The organism is Agrobacterium sp. CG160-95 (assembly GCF_053521725.1).
Genome location: NZ_JBNWDU010000005.1, coordinates 308,483 through 324,254, shown reverse-complemented (window position 1 = coordinate 324,254; position 15,772 = coordinate 308,483). Strand labels below are relative to the sequence as shown.

The window sequence follows — 15,772 nt, the reverse complement described above, 5'->3', positions numbered from 1 at the left end:
CCGAATTCTGTAAAAAATCACTAGAAATTCGGCCGCGCTGCAAATAATCAGATCTGGTGTTTAACGTCCCAACGGTCGTGATACCACAGCCATTGTTCTGGATATTCGCGGACCCAGCTTTCCACCTTGTCATTCAAAAGCTGCGCCGTCGCCTGAATATCGACATTTCCTTTTTCATCGCGCGGAATTTCAACCCTCGGCTCTATTTCCAGCCGGTAGCGGTTATCAGGCAGACGCACGCAGCGGGCGGGATAGACATCGCAATTGAACTGCCGCACCAGCTTGGCAAGAAGCGGGTTGGTGCGCACCTCATGGCCGAAGAACTTCGTCGTCAAGCCTTTGCCGAACTTCTGGTCGACGAGCACGCCGACACCGCCGCCCCTTTCCAGCTGCCGCGCAAGCGCGAAGGAAGAGCCGGCATGCGACGGCACGAGATTGCCCATGCGTTCCTTGCGGAACTTGAACACCTTGTCGGCCACGAAAGGATTATTCGGCGGCCGGAACAGCACCGTCACATCCAGACCGAAGGCAGAACTGGCCACCGGCAACAATTCGAAATTGCCGCTATGGGCAGTAAATACGATGAAGGGCCGCGGGTTATCGCGAAGCTCGATAAAGGTCGAAATACCCTCGACCCGGATACGGCCCGGCTCGCTATTTTCCGGATCGAAATCGAACAGCCTGTCGAGAAAGACATATTCCGCCGCAAGCCGCCCCATGCTGCCCCAGCTGTCCATTGCGATGGTAAGCCGCTCCTCTTCGGATTTCTCCGGAAAGGCGCGCGCCAGATTGTAGAGCATCAGCTTGTGGCGGCCGGTTTTCGGCCCCACGAAACGCGCCAGCCTGTCGGCAGCGCGAATTCCCGCGTCAGCTGGAAATATCTTCAGCAGATTGAGAAGGCCGAAGGCAAACGTCGCAATCAGCCATTGCCGGAAATGGTCCAGCTTCAGGACGATCCGCGTAATGAACAGTTTCAAGGCGTCAATCCATCCGCAGAACGATTTTGCCGAATACCTGGCGCGTTTCCATGCGCTCCAGCGCCCGGTCGATATCCTCGAAGGTGACTTCTGTGTCGATAACAGGATGAACGATGCCGCGCGCCATCTTCTGCATGGCGTTGGCCATGTTTTCCATGCGGCAACCGAAGGAGCCGAGCAGCTTCAGCTGCTGCTGGAACAGCATCATCAGGTTGATATCGGTCGATACGCCTGACGTGGAGCCGCAGGTGACGAGACGGCCGCCACGCTTCAGCGAGAACATTGATCCCGCCCAGGTGTCTTTGCCGACATGCTCGAACACCACGTCTACACCCTTCTTTTTCGTCAGCTTGCGCACGACGCCTTCGAAACGGTCGGTCCGGTAGTTGATGACGTGATCGGCACCCAGAGCCTTCGCCCGTTCGATCTTGTCGTCGGAGCCGACCGTGGTGATGACGGTGCAGCCCATCTTCTTTGCAAGCTGGATCGCCGCCGTGCCGATGCCGGAACCGCCGGCATGCACGAGGATCGTTTCGCCCGATTCCAGCTTGGCATTGTCAAACAGCATGTGTTCGACCGTGCCGAAGGTCACAGGCGCCAGAGCCGCGCCGATGGCATCGACGCCATGCGGAGCCGGAACGAGCTGGCGGGCCGGAATATTGATCTTTTCCTGCGCAAAGCCGTCGAGATGGAAACCGTGCACGCCCTGAACATGTTCGCAAAGATTGTCACGGCCTTCACGGCACGGCTTGCAGATCCCGCAGGTGCGCGCGCCGTAGATCGCAACGAGCTGGCCAGGCAGCACATTCGAAACGCCCGGGCCAATGGCCTCCACCACGCCGGAAGCCTCAGCACCGATGGTCAGCGGCATCTTGCGCTTGGCAAAAGCCATGCCGCGCCAGCCCCAGACGTCGATGTGGTTCAGCGCCACGGCCTTGACGCGCAGCGTCACCTCGCCCGGACCTGGTGCATCGGGTTCAGGCAGGTCCACTTTTTCGAGCTTCCGGTCGTCCACGAGTTGAAGAGCGCGCATGTTTTTAGTCCTTCGCCCGGAGGCGTCTATCTCAAGAGTAATTCCAGCAAAACTCTGTAACGGTTTTGCGGTCGGAATGTGTAGTCACACCAACGAGAGCGTTCCCGGGCTTCGTTCAGGCCGGAAACGCCCCTGTCTTCTGGCGGAACCGGTTAAGCCGGTTCACGCGTCATGACAAGGCTGGCATTCTGCCCGCCGAACCCGAAGGAGTTGGAAAGCACGGCATTGACCGTCGCGTCCCGCTTCACATTCGGCACCACATCGAGCGAAATGGTCGGATCGGGGTTGTTGTAGTTGATCGTCGGCGGCAGGGTGCCGGTCAGCATGGTCTGTAACGAGAACACCGCCTCAACCGCGCCGGCCGCCGTCAGCGTATGGCCGATCATCGACTTGTTAGATGACAGCGGAATGTCTTTCAGGCCTTCGCCGAAGACGGCAAGCATCGAGCCATATTCCATCTTGTCGTTTTCCGGCGTCGAGGTGCCGTGGGCATTGATGTAGCCGATATCGCTTTCAGCAACACCCGCATCAGCAAGTGCGGCGCGGATCGTCGCGATCGCCGGGCCGCCATCTGGCGAGGAACGCGTGCGGTGGAAGCTATCCGCCTTTTCACCGGCGCCCTTGATGATGCCGAGAACCTTCGCGCCGCGCGCAATTGCCGATTCCAGCGATTCCAGCACCAGCGTTGCCGCACCTTCGGCGATCACGAAACCGTCGCGGTCCTTGCTGAACGGCTTGGATGCCTTTTCCGGCGGCTCATTCTGGGTCGACAGCGCCGAGAGAAGCGAAAACCGGATCAGCGCTTCGGCGCTGACCGAACCGTCTGTCGCAACCGTCAGCGCGCGCTCGGTGCGGCCCTGGCGGATAGCCTCGACACCAAGCTGGATTGCGGTCGCGCCGGATGCACAGGCCGTCGAGAGCGTGACCGGCAGGCCGCGTGTACCAAAGCGGTCCGAGAGACGCTCCGAAATCGCGCCGAAAAGAGCCGCTTCCTGAAACGCCGGGTCCGGACGTTGACGGAAAGCCGTCAGGAACCGTTCATAGGCATCACCCGGCTGGGCGGCCGGAGGAGACCGGTCGGCAAGCTCGAAACGCGCGCTCCATTCCGGCTCGATCGGTGGTGCAGCCAGAAACAGCGGGCCATCGAAATCGCCCGATATGCCGGCCTGCGCCAAAGCCTCAATGGTTGTCTCGCGTGCAAAGGCATAAGAGCGCTCGACGGAATTCGGAACCGGGATGTCGATGAAATCGACGGTGCCGCTGATCCTTGTGGAAAGCCCCTCCGTCGGGAAGCGGGTAATCTTGTGGATGCCCGACTTGCCCGCAGTCAGAGCCGCCCAGTTATCGGCAAGACCCTGCCCGAGCGATGTGATGATGCCCATACCGGTGACTGCAACGATCGGGCGACCGAGATGATCCTTGAAGTTGGAAGTCATGGTCTTTTCTCCTCACACGTCACGGGACAGAACGGCGACACCTTCGCCGCGAACATGGCCGACGGTGGTGACGACCGCTTCGCTGGCCGCCTCGCCCATGGGCTTTTCCGCGGCGCCATCGAAAGTAGGAACCTTCGCGCCGCTTTCAAGCGTCAGGGCAGCAAGCGCCAGCCCAAGCGGGAACTGTGCTTCAAGTCCATGGCCGGTGATACCGCCGAAACCGCGAATGACGGCCTGCGGCAAAGCTTTTTCGAGAATATTCTTTTCACGCTGCGTCACGGCGTCGTAACCGCTCGCACCGGAAAACACGACGGTCGCAGCACTGTCCTTTGCAGGGGCAAGCAGCCGTTCCATGCGCTTTTCCATCTTGCCGTCATCACGGCTACCACGATCGCCCTCGATGGCGTCGATGCGGGCATAGATGCGTGCGCCGCGTTCACTGGCGTGCTTGCGCGATTCCAGCACCAGGAAGGCTCCCAGCGAACCGGAAATCATGCCGCCGCCGTCCTGGCCGCCACGCGACCACAGCGGCTGCCAATCGCCCTGCGCATGCGCGCCGATCGCTTCAAACAGCAGGATCATGTCCGGGCGCTCAGCCGAGAAGGCGCCGCCCACCAGGGCGTGGCTGGATTCGCCGGAACGGATACGGTGAAACGCAGTCTCGACGGCGGAAATGCCGGCTGCTTCCTCGCCCATGAAGGTGCGGGACGAACCGGTGACCTTATGCACGATGGAAATGTTACCGGCCATCAGATTGGAAAGCTGGGCGAGAAACAGGGTCGGACGCAATTCCGTCGTCAGCTTCTCGTTGAGCAGCACTTCGCGGTCGTTGCGTTTCAGCGCCTCATCGACAATCAGCGTATCGACATTGATGTCGCGCTCGCCACCGCCGGCAGCCACGATCATGTCCATGGTAGCGCAGGCTTCCGGGTTTTCCTTCAGCCCTGCATCATCAAGCGCGAGGCCGGCGGCAAAAACGCCGAGACGCTGCCAGTTTTCCATCTGGCGCTGGTCGCCGCGCTTGGCAATCTGCGTGGACCAGTCGATCTCCGGCATGGGATGAACCGGATAGGGTTTGAACTTTTCGGTCTCGATCACCGTTGCCGGCGCCGCAGTTCCCGAAAGAAGCGCAAGATGCGCCTGGCTGCCGACGCCGTGACAGGTCACGATGCCGACCCCGGTTATCACCACATCATTGTCAGATTTCATCGTCTGTCATCCTTTGCAGCCTGACCCATTGAAGCGGTCACGGCTATCCAACAGCGGTCGCAAACGACCACTCCATGCGTTGCGGAATAAAGCGCGCGATGCGGATTGGCAATGGTGAAGGCCCGATCCGCCAGCACAAGCCCACGATTTTCGTGAATCAAAACCGGGTCTAGGGGAAAAATGCCGTCTCCCGGCATCAGCGGAAGCGCTTATTTTTGCGCATCCACGGCAATCGCCGCCATCAGGCCGACTTCCTCGGCCCGCTTCCTGACGATAGGCGCGAGCGGAATTTCGCTGAAAGGCATTGTCCTGAGCTTCAGCTGCGCATCGCAGACCTTCTTGCCTTCGCAAGTGATCTTCGCTTTGGTGACTGCAAAACCCGAACCGTCATGTTCCAGCACCGCCTCGATATCGAGAACCGCGCCGGGCTCCACGAAGGTGCGCATCTTGGCGCCGTCAACCGACATCAGGAAGGGCATGGCGGAAAAATCGCTGAACGCCAGAACCATCATGCCGGAAGCCTGCGCCATGGTCTCGATCAGAAGCACGCCCGGAACCAGCGGCATGCCGGGGAAATGTCCCTCGAAAACCGGGCTTTTGTCGGGAACGACAGACCGCGCCTTCAATGTGCGCGTCGCCATATCCACGGCTTCGACCTTGTCGATCATCTGAAAATATTCAAGCAGCATCCGTCCGGCCCGTTTCTGGTCGGTTACGACCCGTCCCTGAAGGTCAGGTCCAGAAAAAGAAATGCCCGCTCGAAGCGGGCATTATCGCCTCAGCCCTTGGCTGCGCGCAATTCGTCGATCTTGGCACAGAGGTTCTTCAGCACGAAATATTCTTCGGTGGTAACCTTGCCTTCGTTGACTTCCTGCGTCCACTGCTCGAGCGGAATCTTGATACCGAATTCCTTGTCGATGGCGAAAACGATATCCAGAAAGTCGAGGCTGTCGATGCCCAGATCGTCGATCGTGTGGCTTTCCGGCGTAATGGTTTCGCGGTCGATTTCGCTGGTTTCGGCGATAATGTCGGCAACCTTGTCGAATGTAGCTGTCACGCCCATAATCCTTATTGTCGTTCGTATTAAATATCCTGTCTGACGCACCACATAGGCAAGTCGCACAAAAAAGCCAATGGTTTCGTGACGTAACTTTGAAATTTGCCTTAAAACTGTTGCCTAAACAGCAACCGAATGACGGCCGCGTCCGCTGCCGAGATAGGCGTCGAAGGTTGCCGCGATATGACGGACAAAGGGTTTTCCCGCCTCCGTCACGGCAAAAACATCGCCATCCATCCGCACCACACCGTCCCTGTCGCCGCCAGCGAAAAGCTGCGCCTCCATGCTGACGGAATGGCTGGCCTTGCCGAAACGCCGCTTCAAATCGCCCAGATCGAGCAAAAAATCGCACATCAGCCGCTCGATGACATAGGAGCGCAGGTGATCCTCCTCGGACAATTCTATTCCCTTTAGAACCGCGAAACCACCCTCGCCCACCATCCGCTGATATTCCCCCGTCGCCACCATGTTCTGCACGTAGCCCTGGGGCAGCCGGCCGATCGCGGATGCACCAAGCCCGATCAGGGCATCGGCCGTGTCAGTGGTGTAGCCCTGAAAATTCCGCCGCAGCTCCCCCGTCTCGACCGCCCGGCTCAGAGTGTCGGCGGGCTTGGCGAAGTGATCGATCCCGATTGCCCTGTAACCCGCCTTGCTGAGCATCTCCGCCGCCATCGTCATCTGGCGGTAGCGCTCGGCAATATCTGGCAATGCCTGCTCAGGGATCAGCGATTGGTGTTTTTTCATCCACGGAACATGCGCATAACCGAACAGCGCGATCCGGTCGGGGTCGAGTGAGATGATCTGGTCAACCGTCTGTTGCAATGTCTCGCAGGTCTGGAACGGCAGGCCATAGAGAATGTCGCAATTGACCGAGTGAACGCCCCTTGCCCGCACGGCATCTACCACCGATTCCGTCTGCTCGAAGGTCTGAATCCGGTTGATGGTTTTTTGCACTTTGTCATCAAAGTCCTGCACACCGAGGCTCGCGCGCGTCATGCCGATGACGGCAAGCGCGTCATAGCGACTTTCGTCAAGATCGTTCGGGTCCATTTCCACGCTGATTTCGGGCGCCAGACCAAAGGTGAAATGGCGTCTTAGGCAGTCCATCAAGCCCACCATGTCTTCAGGCCTCAGCATAGTGGGAGAACCGCCGCCAAAATGCACCGCGCTGACCACTGCATCGGGGGAAACAAGCGAGCCGACGGCTGCTATCTCCCGCTTAAGTGCCTCAAGATAAACGGCAATCGGCTCATATTTCAGCGTGTGCTTGGTGTGGCAGGCACAGAACCAGCACAGCCGGTCGCAATAGGGAATATGCAGATAAAGCGATATCCGGTTCCGGTGGCCAAGCTCGCCGAGCCAGCGGCGATAGGTGCCATTATCGATTCCCTCGTGAAAGTGCGGCGCGGTGGGATAGCTCGTGTAACGCGGCACGGCGCCCGAATATTTGCGAAGAAGTTCGGTATTCATCCCCGGATTTGCCTTTTATCAAGAAAATGTCAATTTCCTCCCCTTCAGTAACGGCTGCGACAGTTTGCAACTTTGACTTCAATCAAATTGCACCTTAAGTTCTTGCTAAAGTAGACGCGGGGGCGACGACTACGCGGCGCAAGCCTTCGAAAAGACCGGATTTTACACCTGCGGTCGCATTCGTCCCTTAAAGCCAGCATCGGAAAAGGCTGATGGACACGCTACAGAAGACCATCCACAATTCGGAATATCCCGTCGTATGCCGCTCCTGCGAGGCGCGTCACGGTGGTCTTTGCAGCACGTTGACGCCGCAGCAGCTCTGCGACCTCAACCGTCATTCCAGCCGTAAGAAGCTGGAAGCGGGCAACGAGCTGCTTGCCCAGGGGGAGCTCGTCAGCTCCTACGGCAACATTCTCAACGGCGTGGTGAAGCTCTCGAAGATGATGTCGGATGGCCGCCAGCAGATCGTCGGCCTGCAATTTGCACCGGATTTTCTCGGCCGCCCGTTCATGGCGGAAAGCAAGATGACGGCGGAAGCCGCAACCGATGTGGAAATCTGCCTGTTCCCGCGCCGCATCGTCGACCGCATGGTTTCCGAAGTGCCGGATATGGAACGTAAGCTTCACAGCCAGTCTCTGAAGGAACTGGATGAGGCGCGCGACTGGATGCTGACACTTGGCCGAAAATCGGCGCAGGAAAAGGTTGCCAGCTTCCTTTATATGATCGCCACGCATATCGATCCGGAAAAGGACGATAAATCAACGTTCGACCTGCCGCTATCGCGCGCAGACATAGCTGACTTCCTTGGTCTCACAATCGAAACAGTTAGCCGGCAAATGACTAAGCTGCGCAAGGAAGGCACGATCAGCATCGAGAACAACCGTCATATCACAGTGCCGGACCTCGATATGCTCAGCGAAGCCGCCGGAAACGACTGACCGGCGTTTTTCAACTTTTCATCGTCCATGAGGCGCTGACGTTCCGATGTTGATGTACGGCGCCCGCGCCTGCGCGGGTGCGAGCGCAAAACCGGCAAGAACCAGCAAAGCAGCGATGCATCTCATGATATTTCACCCTGTCTACCGCTTTTTCAGCGGCCTGTTTGTTATGACCGCATCATAAGCGGCAAAGCGCATCCATCCGCTTAACATCTTCAGTAAGCAGATGGTTCAAATGCAGGGTAAATAAGGGGTTATGAGAACGGCTTGGTAACAGAATGAAGCACAAGGATTGCCGTTATCCTCGGCCTTGTGCCGAGCGAATCCCGAGATCCACAGGTTGTCGATTCTCGGTAAAGGCCCCAGAACGACGAACGGAAGAACCTTACTGCGTAGCAGGCGTCGCAACCGGCTTCTGGTTTTCGCCAAGCGCCCGCAATTCCGCGACTCGGCGTTTGTATTCAGCTTCCGAAATCTGGCCGTTGCGGCGTGCAGCACCGAGGCGCGACAGGTTCGATTCCATTTTGGACGCCTCGTCATCCCCCATCTGGCTGCCGGCAGCCGTAATCGGCGCTGAAAAGCTTGGATATGTGCCGGTATCGCGTCTCTGGCTCACCACATTGTCGCTGACGGGGCGCGGGCCGACGATTTGGGCTTGCGGGTGGGGCATATGGGCCGGTGCGACGATCGGTGCCGGGGTCTTGCAGGCGGCAAGTACTGTAACGAGCATGGCGCCGGAAAGCGAAAGAAGGGCGATCCTTCCAGCGTTTTCCGCAAATCTTCCCCATGTACCCATGTGCTTGCCCATCGTCATGTTCCGCCTGTAAGGATATCGCCGATATCGAATTCGACTGCGGTTCGGCTCTTCGTGGCCTCCCCTTGCTGGTGGAACTTGTATTCGTTTTCATGCAGAATGTGCAAATACAAATTTGGTGGAGGACAGCGCATGGCAGGTGTTGACGGCGGGGCAGAGAAAAAGGGTGGCAAAACGCCCGGTTTCGACGCCACATCCGCCGGAGCTTACCTGATCCGCGACCCGGAAGCCTTTGCGGTCAACATCGCCCGCGCGCTGGAAAACCTCGGCAAAGCCGCGTCCGAATGGCTGGCACCCCGCGAACGCGGTGAAATTCCGCAGACCAGCGCCGATCCGATGACCGACCTCGTCAAGACGCTGTCCGACGTCGCCGAATATTGGATGGCTGAACCGAAGCGCTCGCTCGAAGCGCAGACCCATCTGCTTTCCAGCTATTACGATCTGTGGACAAAATCCGTGGCGCAGTTTTCGGAAGATGCCGATTCCCGCTCGGAAAAGGCCGCACAGACCGGCCCGGCAGAGCGAAAGAACAGGCGTTTTGCCGACGCGGACTGGCAGGCCAATCCGTTTTTCGATTTTCTCCTCAAAGCCTATCAGACCACCGTCGGTTTTGCCGACCGGATGGTTATGGAAGCCGAAGGGCTGGACGAGCACACCCGCACCAAGGCGTTGTTTTACATGCGCCAGGTGACGGAAGCCCTCTCGCCGGCCAACTTCGTCTTCACCAATCCGCAGGTCTTCCGCGAGACGGTCGCGTCCAGCGGCGCCAATCTCGTCAAGGGCATGGCACAGCTTGCCGAAGATGTCGCGGCCGGCCACGGCCATCTGAAACTGCGCCAGACCGATTACAGCAAATTCGTCATCGGCCAGAACATCGCCATCACACCAGGCAAGGTGGTTGCCAAAAGCCCGCTCTGCGAGATCATCCATTACGCGCCGACGACGAAAAAGGCCCTCAAACGGCCGCTGCTCATCGTGCCGCCATGGATCAACAAATTTTATATCCTCGATCTCAACCCACAGAAATCCTTCGTTAAATGGTGTCTCGATCAGGGTCACAGCGTGTTCATGGTCTCGTGGATCAACCCGGACGCTAGGCTGGCCGACAAGGGCTGGGAGGACTATATCCGCGAAGGTATCGATTTTGCCCTCGACACGATCGAGGAGCAAACCGACGAAAAAGAGATCAACGCCATCGGCTATTGCGTCGGCGGCACGCTTTTGTCTTCGGCCCTGGCATTGCATGCGCAGGAAGGCAATGAGCGCATTCGCAGCGCCACGCTTCTCGCCGCCCAGACGGATTTCATCCATGCGGGCGACCTCAAGGTCTTCATCGACGAAGGCCAGCTCGCCGCGCTCGACAGGCACATGCAGGCCGTCGGTTATCTCGATGGCTCGATCATGGCCACAGTCTTCAACATGCTGCGCGCCTCCGATCTCATCTGGCCCTATATGGTCGATAATTATCTGCGCGGCACGGAACCCCTGCCCTTCGATCTCCTCTACTGGAATTCAGATTCGACCCGGGTGACCGCTGCCTGCCATTCCTTCTATCTGCGCAATTGTTATCTCGACAACAATCTCGCCCGCGGGCTGATGCGCGTGGCGGGCAAGCGGATCAACCTCGGCGACATAAAAATCCCCGTCTATGATCTCGCCACCCGCGACGACCATATCGCGCCAGCGAAATCGGTCTTCACGGGGGCGGCACTGTTCGGCGGCCCCGTGGAATTCGTGCTCGGCGCTTCCGGCCACATAGCCGGTGTGGTCAATCCGCCGCAATCCGAAAAATACCAATATTGGACAGGCGCATCACCATCCGGAGACTTCGATGCCTGGCAGGCCGCAGCCACGGCCCACAAGGGATCATGGTGGGTGCACTGGCAAAACTGGATCGAAAGCCAGAATGGCGAGAAGGTAAAGGCAAGGGCGCCGGGAGACGGCAAGCGACCAGTACTCGGTGATGCACCCGGAACCTACGTCCTGTCCTGACCAGCCCCCACCTCTCATCTTTCAGGCCACATGCTCTTCACGCCCCCACTCGTTCCCGCCACGCTGATCGCCCGCTACAAGCGTTTCCTCTTCGACGCTGTTCTGGAGGACGGCACGGCGATTACAGGCTCCTGCCCCAATACCGGCTCCATGCGCGGATTGACCACGCCCGGCTCGCGTATCTGGCTGTCCGAGCATGACAGCCCAACCCGCAAGTACCGGCATATGCTGGAAATGGTCGAGGCCGATGGCACCGTGGTCGGCATCAATACCGGCATGCCGAACCGGCTGGCGGAAGAAGCGATCCTCAATGGCCGCATCCCGCAGCTTGCCGGCTATTCGACGATCCGGCGCGAGCAGAAATACGGCCGCAATTCCCGCATCGATTTCCTGCTTTCCGAAATTGGGCGGCCGGATGCCTACGTGGAAGTAAAAAACGTGCATTTCATGCGCGAAAAAGGTCTGGCCGAATTCCCTGATACCGCCACCAAACGCGGCGCCAAACATCTGGAGGAGCTGGGCGACGCAGCAGAGGCCGGTCACCGGGCGGTGATGCTCTATCTCATTCAGCGCAACGATTGCGACCGGATGCGCATCTGCGACGATCTGGATCCGGTCTATGCGCTGGCGTTTCAGCGAGCCATGTCGCGCGGCGTGGAGGCCTATGCGGTGAAATGCGACGTTTCCCCGGCACAAATTTCAGTCACGGGAACGGTTAAGATGGACGAATGGCGTCCGGCTGTTTTATGAACAGGGACGTAAAGAGACAGAAAGCACTATGATGGTCACCTATATCGACGCAGCCTCCGCCCCCCTCAAGAATACCGGCGTCATCCGCCTTTATACCCCTGAGGATTTCGACGGGATGCGCAAGGCGTGCCAGCTGACGGCGCGTTGCCTCGACGAACTGGCGGCAATCGTCAAGCCGGGTGTGACGACTGATGCCATCGACCGTTTCGTCTTCGAGTTCGGCGCCGACCATGGCGCTTTGCCGGCAACACTGAATTACCGCGGTTATACGAAATCCGTCTGCACCTCTATCAACCATGTGGTCTGCCACGGCATTCCGGACGCAAAGCCGCTGCGTGAAGGCGAAATCGTCAATATCGACGTGACCTATATTCTGGACGGCTGGCACGGCGATTCGAGCCGCATGTATCCGGTTGGCACGATCAAGCGCGCGGCTGAACGTCTGATGGAAGTGACCTATGAATGCCTGATGCTCGGCATCGCGGCAGTGAAACCGGGTGCGCGCACCGGCGCGATCGGCGCGGCTATTCAGGCCTATGCCGAGGCGGAACGCTGCTCGGTGGTGCGTGATTTCTGCGGCCACGGCGTTGGACGCCTGTTCCACGACACCCCCAATATCCTGCACTACGGCCGCCCGGACGAAGGCCCGGAGATTCGCGAGGGCATGATCTTCACCATCGAGCCGATGATCAACCTCGGCAAGCCGCATGTGAAGGTACTTTCCGATGGCTGGACGGCAGTAACGCGCGACCGCTCCCTTTCCGCACAATACGAACATGCGGTCGGCGTAACCGCGACCGGTTGCGAAATCTTCACACTGTCGCCGGGCGGCTTTGACCGTCCGGGCCTGCCGCCACTCGCATAAGGCCAGACCGCCATGGCAAAACGCCCTGCCCCGCCTTCCGCCGATCTTCCATCGACCTCCGGCTTTCAGGCGGGAAACGGCGATCTGTTCGACGCAACGGATGAGCGCGGCTTCTTTGCCGAACCGCGAAGTGCGGTGAAGAAGGCCTCGGAACACCCCGCAGCCGTTGCGGAGCCGGAAGCGGAGATCGCACACTATCACGGCCATAGGGACAGGCTGCGGGCGCGTTATCGCGACGGCGGCGATACCGCCCTTGCCGATTACGAACTGCTGGAGCTTCTGCTTTTCCGGCTGATACCGAGGCGTGATACCAAACCCATCGCCAAGGCGTTGATCGCCCGCTTTGGTACTCTTGGCGGGGTGCTTGGCGCGCCGCTGCCGCTGTTGCAGGAGGTGAAGGGCGTGGGTGAGGCCGTGGCGCTCGATCTGAAGCTCGTCGCCTCCGTTTCCCAGCGCATGCTGAAGGGCGAACTCCGCAACAAGCAGATTCTCGGCTCCTGGTCTTCGGTCATCGACTATTGCCATGCCGCCATGGCCCATGAAACCCGCGAACAATTCCGCATCCTGTTCCTCGACAAGCGCAACGTCCTGATCGCCGACGAGGTGCAGGGTCAGGGAACCGTGGACCACACGCCGGTTTACCCGCGCGAAGTGGTGCGCCGCGCCCTCGAACTTTCCTCTACAGCTTTGATTCTAATACATAATCATCCGAGTGGAGACCCTACCCCCTCGCGTGCCGATATCGAGATGACCAAAACCATCATCGATACGGCAAAGCCGCTGGGGATAGCGGTGCACGACCACATCATCATCGGCAAAGACGGCCACGCCAGCTTCAAAGGGCTTCGGCTGATCTGAAATCCATGGGTATCAACGCGAAGGCTTTTCCCGGCCTGCAACCCATAAGAGCGACATCAATACAAAATTAACACCTATAAATTAGCATTTCCGAAAATAAGAATAAAGGCATCTGACTTTGGTGCCTGAAGAAACGGGGGTGCTTTATGCGTAATGGAGTGCATTTCCTTCGTGATCGATCCGGCTCGTCCGCTGTCGAGTTCGCCATCGTCGCGCCGATTTTCTTTCTCGTCCTGCTGACCATGATTGCCTACGGTATCTACCTGATGGCCGCCTATTCGGTGCAGCAGATCGCCGCCGACGCGGCAAGAACGGCTGTTGCCGGACTGAATACGACCGAGCGCCAGCAGCTGGCCCGTGACTTTGTCACCAAAAGTGACCTCAGCTACGCCTTCATGGACAAGACGCGTTTCACGGTCAACGTCGCCACCGATCCCGCCAATGCCAACCAGTTCACGGTCAAGGTGGAATATGACGCCCGTGATCTGCCGATCTGGAGCCTCTACAGCTACACCCTGCCCGAGCCGGTCATCCGGCGTTTTTCCACAATCCGGATCGGAGGAGCATGACATGCAAAATATCTCTTCTTTGCTTCCCCGTTTCCTGAAGGATCGCACAGGCAACATCGCCATCTCGGCCGGGCTTACCGCACCGCTTTTCATCGGCATATTGGCGCTTGGCGTCGACTATGGCTATCTGACCCTGCAGAAGCGGCAATTGCAGCAGACCGCCGATCTTGCGGCCATATCAGCGGCGGCCAATGCCGCTGATCCCGAAAAGGCGGTCCAGCAATATTTCGCCCTCAACGGCATGAATCTCGGGGTCAAGACACCGAATGGCCTCTTGACCGTGGACGGTCTTCAACCTTTCGACCCCTTGAACGAATTTGCCAAGAGCAACGGTTATGCCGAAGTCGTCAAAGGTCACTATGAGCCGGACGCGACCCTGCCTGTCGGCCAGCGTTTCGTCGAAAATGCACTTCCCACCAATGCGATGAAAGTGAATATCGTCGAAAAGGGCCAGATATTCTTTGCTTCCGCCTTCACCACGCCGCCCAAGATTTCCGCGGCCGGAACGGCCTCATCCCAAAAGATCGCGGCATTTTCGGTGGGCTCGCGACTGGCGAGCCTCGATGAAGGCATTTTGAACAGCCTGCTCGGCGGCCTGCTCGGCACCACGGTCTCGCTCAAGGTTATGGATTACCAGGCGCTTGTGGCTGCAGATGTCAACGCGCTGCATGTCGTCGAAGCGCTGGCTGTCGATCTCAACCTGACAGCCGGCACCTACAAGGATGTCCTGAAGACGGAAATCACCTACGGCAAATTCCTGGACGCGCTGACGAAGACCACCGGCCTGCAGCCGGCTGTGGCCAACATCCTGAAGACGCTGGCAAAAACCGCTAACAAGAGCAACATCAAGCTCAAGCTTGAAGAAATCCTCAATCTCGGCCCGTTCTCGGACAAGCTGATCGGTAGCGGCGAAAACCTCAAGGTCACCGCAGGCGTCTTCGATCTCCTCAACGCCGCCGCCGTGGCAGGCAATGGCGGCAACCAGCTGGCGCTCAACCTCAACGCCAATCTTCTCGGTCTAGCCTCGGTCAAGACGACGCTCGCCATCGGTGAGCCACCCGTCGAAACGCCGTCGCTTGCCGTCGGCGGCCAGGGCACCGTGGTGCGCACCGCACAAACCCGGCTGGCGGTCAGTGTCGTGGTTGACGGGCTTCAGGCGATTGCCGGTCTGAAGGTCAATATTCCGCTCTATGTGGAAGTCGCCCATGCTGAAGCGCGGCTCGCCGACATTCGCTGCACGGGCGGCGGACAGGGTACGGTCGATGTCGAAGTTGTTCCCGGCGTCGCAGAAATCGCGCTTGGCAATGTCGATACCACGGCCTTTGCCAATTTCGGCAAGGATCCGCGCGTCACCAAGACGGCGATCGTGGATTCGGCCCTGCTTGCCATCAATGGCAGCGCTCTCATCAATGCCACCAACATGACGAAGACCAAGCTGACCTTCACCCAGTCGGATATCACCCAGGCCAAGATCAAGAGTGTTTCCACCAAGGATACCGTTACCACTCTTGTCAGTTCACTGCTGAAGAACCTCAATCTGGATATCAGGCTTCTCTTCCTCAACATCGATCTGGGAGGTATGGCGGGCATCCAGTCGGCGCTTGCCAACACGCTCGCGGCAGTCACGGCGCCCGTGGATCAGCTGCTCTACAATGTGCTGCTGGTACTCGGCGTCAAGATCGGCGAAGCCGATGTGCGCGTCACCGACGTTCGCTGCCAGCAGCCGGCACTCGTCCAGTAATCAGGCCGACAACCATAAAAAAAGCCGCCGGCAGTATCCGGCGGCTTTTTTGTTTGATCTGCC

The 15,772-nt window shown here is 58.8% G+C and carries 15 protein-coding genes; 7 read left to right on the top strand and 8 right to left on the bottom strand.

What is annotated here, in order from left to right; genetic code table 11:
• Positions 1–47: 47 nt before the first annotated feature.
• From ACQZ63_RS18865 to hemN, 7 genes are all read right to left on the bottom strand, one after another.
• Positions 48–977, bottom strand: coding sequence for a lipid A biosynthesis lauroyl acyltransferase (locus ACQZ63_RS18865; RefSeq protein WP_019566226.1), 930 nt, complete (start codon positions 975–977; stop codon positions 48–50).
• 4 nt (positions 978–981) lie between these two features.
• Positions 982–2,010: a zinc-binding dehydrogenase gene (locus ACQZ63_RS18860; protein ID WP_003515388.1), complete on the bottom strand. Its 1,029-nt coding sequence runs from the start codon at positions 2,008–2,010 to the stop codon at positions 982–984.
• Positions 2,011–2,162: 152 nt separating this feature from the next.
• A complete protein-coding gene (locus ACQZ63_RS18855) occupies positions 2,163–3,446 on the bottom strand; it encodes a beta-ketoacyl-ACP synthase (RefSeq protein WP_003515389.1) in 1,284 nt (427 codons plus the stop codon).
• Between the two features lie 12 nt (positions 3,447–3,458).
• On the bottom strand, positions 3,459–4,655 hold the full coding sequence (locus ACQZ63_RS18850) for a beta-ketoacyl-ACP synthase (protein WP_003515391.1): 1,197 nt from the start codon (positions 4,653–4,655) through the stop codon (positions 3,459–3,461).
• Positions 4,656–4,864: 209 nt separating this feature from the next.
• Positions 4,865–5,344, bottom strand: a complete 480-nt coding sequence (locus ACQZ63_RS18845) for a 3-hydroxyacyl-ACP dehydratase FabZ family protein (RefSeq protein ID WP_113555790.1) — start codon at positions 5,342–5,344, stop codon at positions 4,865–4,867.
• 89 nt (positions 5,345–5,433) lie between these two features.
• Positions 5,434–5,718 (bottom strand): acyl carrier protein, encoded by a 285-nt coding sequence (locus tag ACQZ63_RS18840; protein ID WP_019566223.1) that lies wholly within the window; start codon positions 5,716–5,718, stop codon positions 5,434–5,436.
• 114 nt (positions 5,719–5,832) lie between these two features.
• The gene (hemN, locus tag ACQZ63_RS18835; protein ID WP_113555789.1) at positions 5,833–7,182 is read right to left on the bottom strand and encodes an oxygen-independent coproporphyrinogen III oxidase; all 1,350 of its coding nucleotides are present in this window, start codon (positions 7,180–7,182) and stop codon (positions 5,833–5,835) included.
• A 212-nt stretch (positions 7,183–7,394) separates the two neighbouring features.
• Here hemN and fnrN point away from each other — a divergent pair, with 212 nt between their 5' ends.
• Positions 7,395–8,120: a transcriptional regulator FnrN gene (fnrN, locus tag ACQZ63_RS18830; protein ID WP_003515395.1), complete on the top strand. Its 726-nt coding sequence runs from the start codon at positions 7,395–7,397 to the stop codon at positions 8,118–8,120.
• Positions 8,121–8,505: 385 nt separating this feature from the next.
• Here fnrN and ACQZ63_RS18825 read toward each other — a convergent pair whose 3' ends face one another.
• Complete coding sequence (locus ACQZ63_RS18825; RefSeq protein ID WP_080863740.1) at positions 8,506–8,928, bottom strand: hypothetical protein; 423 nt, start codon at positions 8,926–8,928, stop codon at positions 8,506–8,508.
• Positions 8,929–9,066: 138 nt separating this feature from the next.
• Between ACQZ63_RS18825 and ACQZ63_RS18820 the strand changes: the two genes are divergently transcribed.
• The 6 genes from ACQZ63_RS18820 (at position 9,067) to ACQZ63_RS18795 (ending at position 15,709) form a co-directional block, all read left to right on the top strand.
• Positions 9,067–10,926, top strand: a complete 1,860-nt coding sequence (locus ACQZ63_RS18820; RefSeq protein ID WP_111783025.1) for a PHA/PHB synthase family protein — start codon at positions 9,067–9,069, stop codon at positions 10,924–10,926.
• A gap of 30 nt (positions 10,927–10,956) precedes the next feature.
• Positions 10,957–11,676 carry a DNA/RNA nuclease SfsA gene (gene sfsA, locus ACQZ63_RS18815; RefSeq protein WP_003515398.1) on the top strand — a complete coding sequence of 240 codons (720 nt, stop codon included), beginning with the start codon at positions 10,957–10,959 and terminating at the stop codon, positions 11,674–11,676.
• Between the two features lie 31 nt (positions 11,677–11,707).
• Positions 11,708–12,541 carry a type I methionyl aminopeptidase gene (gene map, locus ACQZ63_RS18810; protein ID WP_025593534.1) on the top strand — a complete coding sequence of 278 codons (834 nt, stop codon included), beginning with the start codon at positions 11,708–11,710 and terminating at the stop codon, positions 12,539–12,541.
• Between the two features lie 12 nt (positions 12,542–12,553).
• Positions 12,554–13,399, top strand: coding sequence for a RadC family protein (gene radC / locus ACQZ63_RS18805; RefSeq protein WP_113157796.1), 846 nt, complete (start codon positions 12,554–12,556; stop codon positions 13,397–13,399).
• A gap of 146 nt (positions 13,400–13,545) precedes the next feature.
• Positions 13,546–13,968: a TadE/TadG family type IV pilus assembly protein gene (locus tag ACQZ63_RS18800; protein ID WP_003515401.1), complete on the top strand. Its 423-nt coding sequence runs from the start codon at positions 13,546–13,548 to the stop codon at positions 13,966–13,968.
• A 1-nt stretch (position 13,969) separates the two neighbouring features.
• Positions 13,970–15,709 carry a TadG family pilus assembly protein gene (locus ACQZ63_RS18795; RefSeq protein ID WP_448799345.1) on the top strand — a complete coding sequence of 580 codons (1,740 nt, stop codon included), beginning with the start codon at positions 13,970–13,972 and terminating at the stop codon, positions 15,707–15,709.
• The last annotated feature ends 63 nt before the right edge of the window (positions 15,710–15,772 follow it).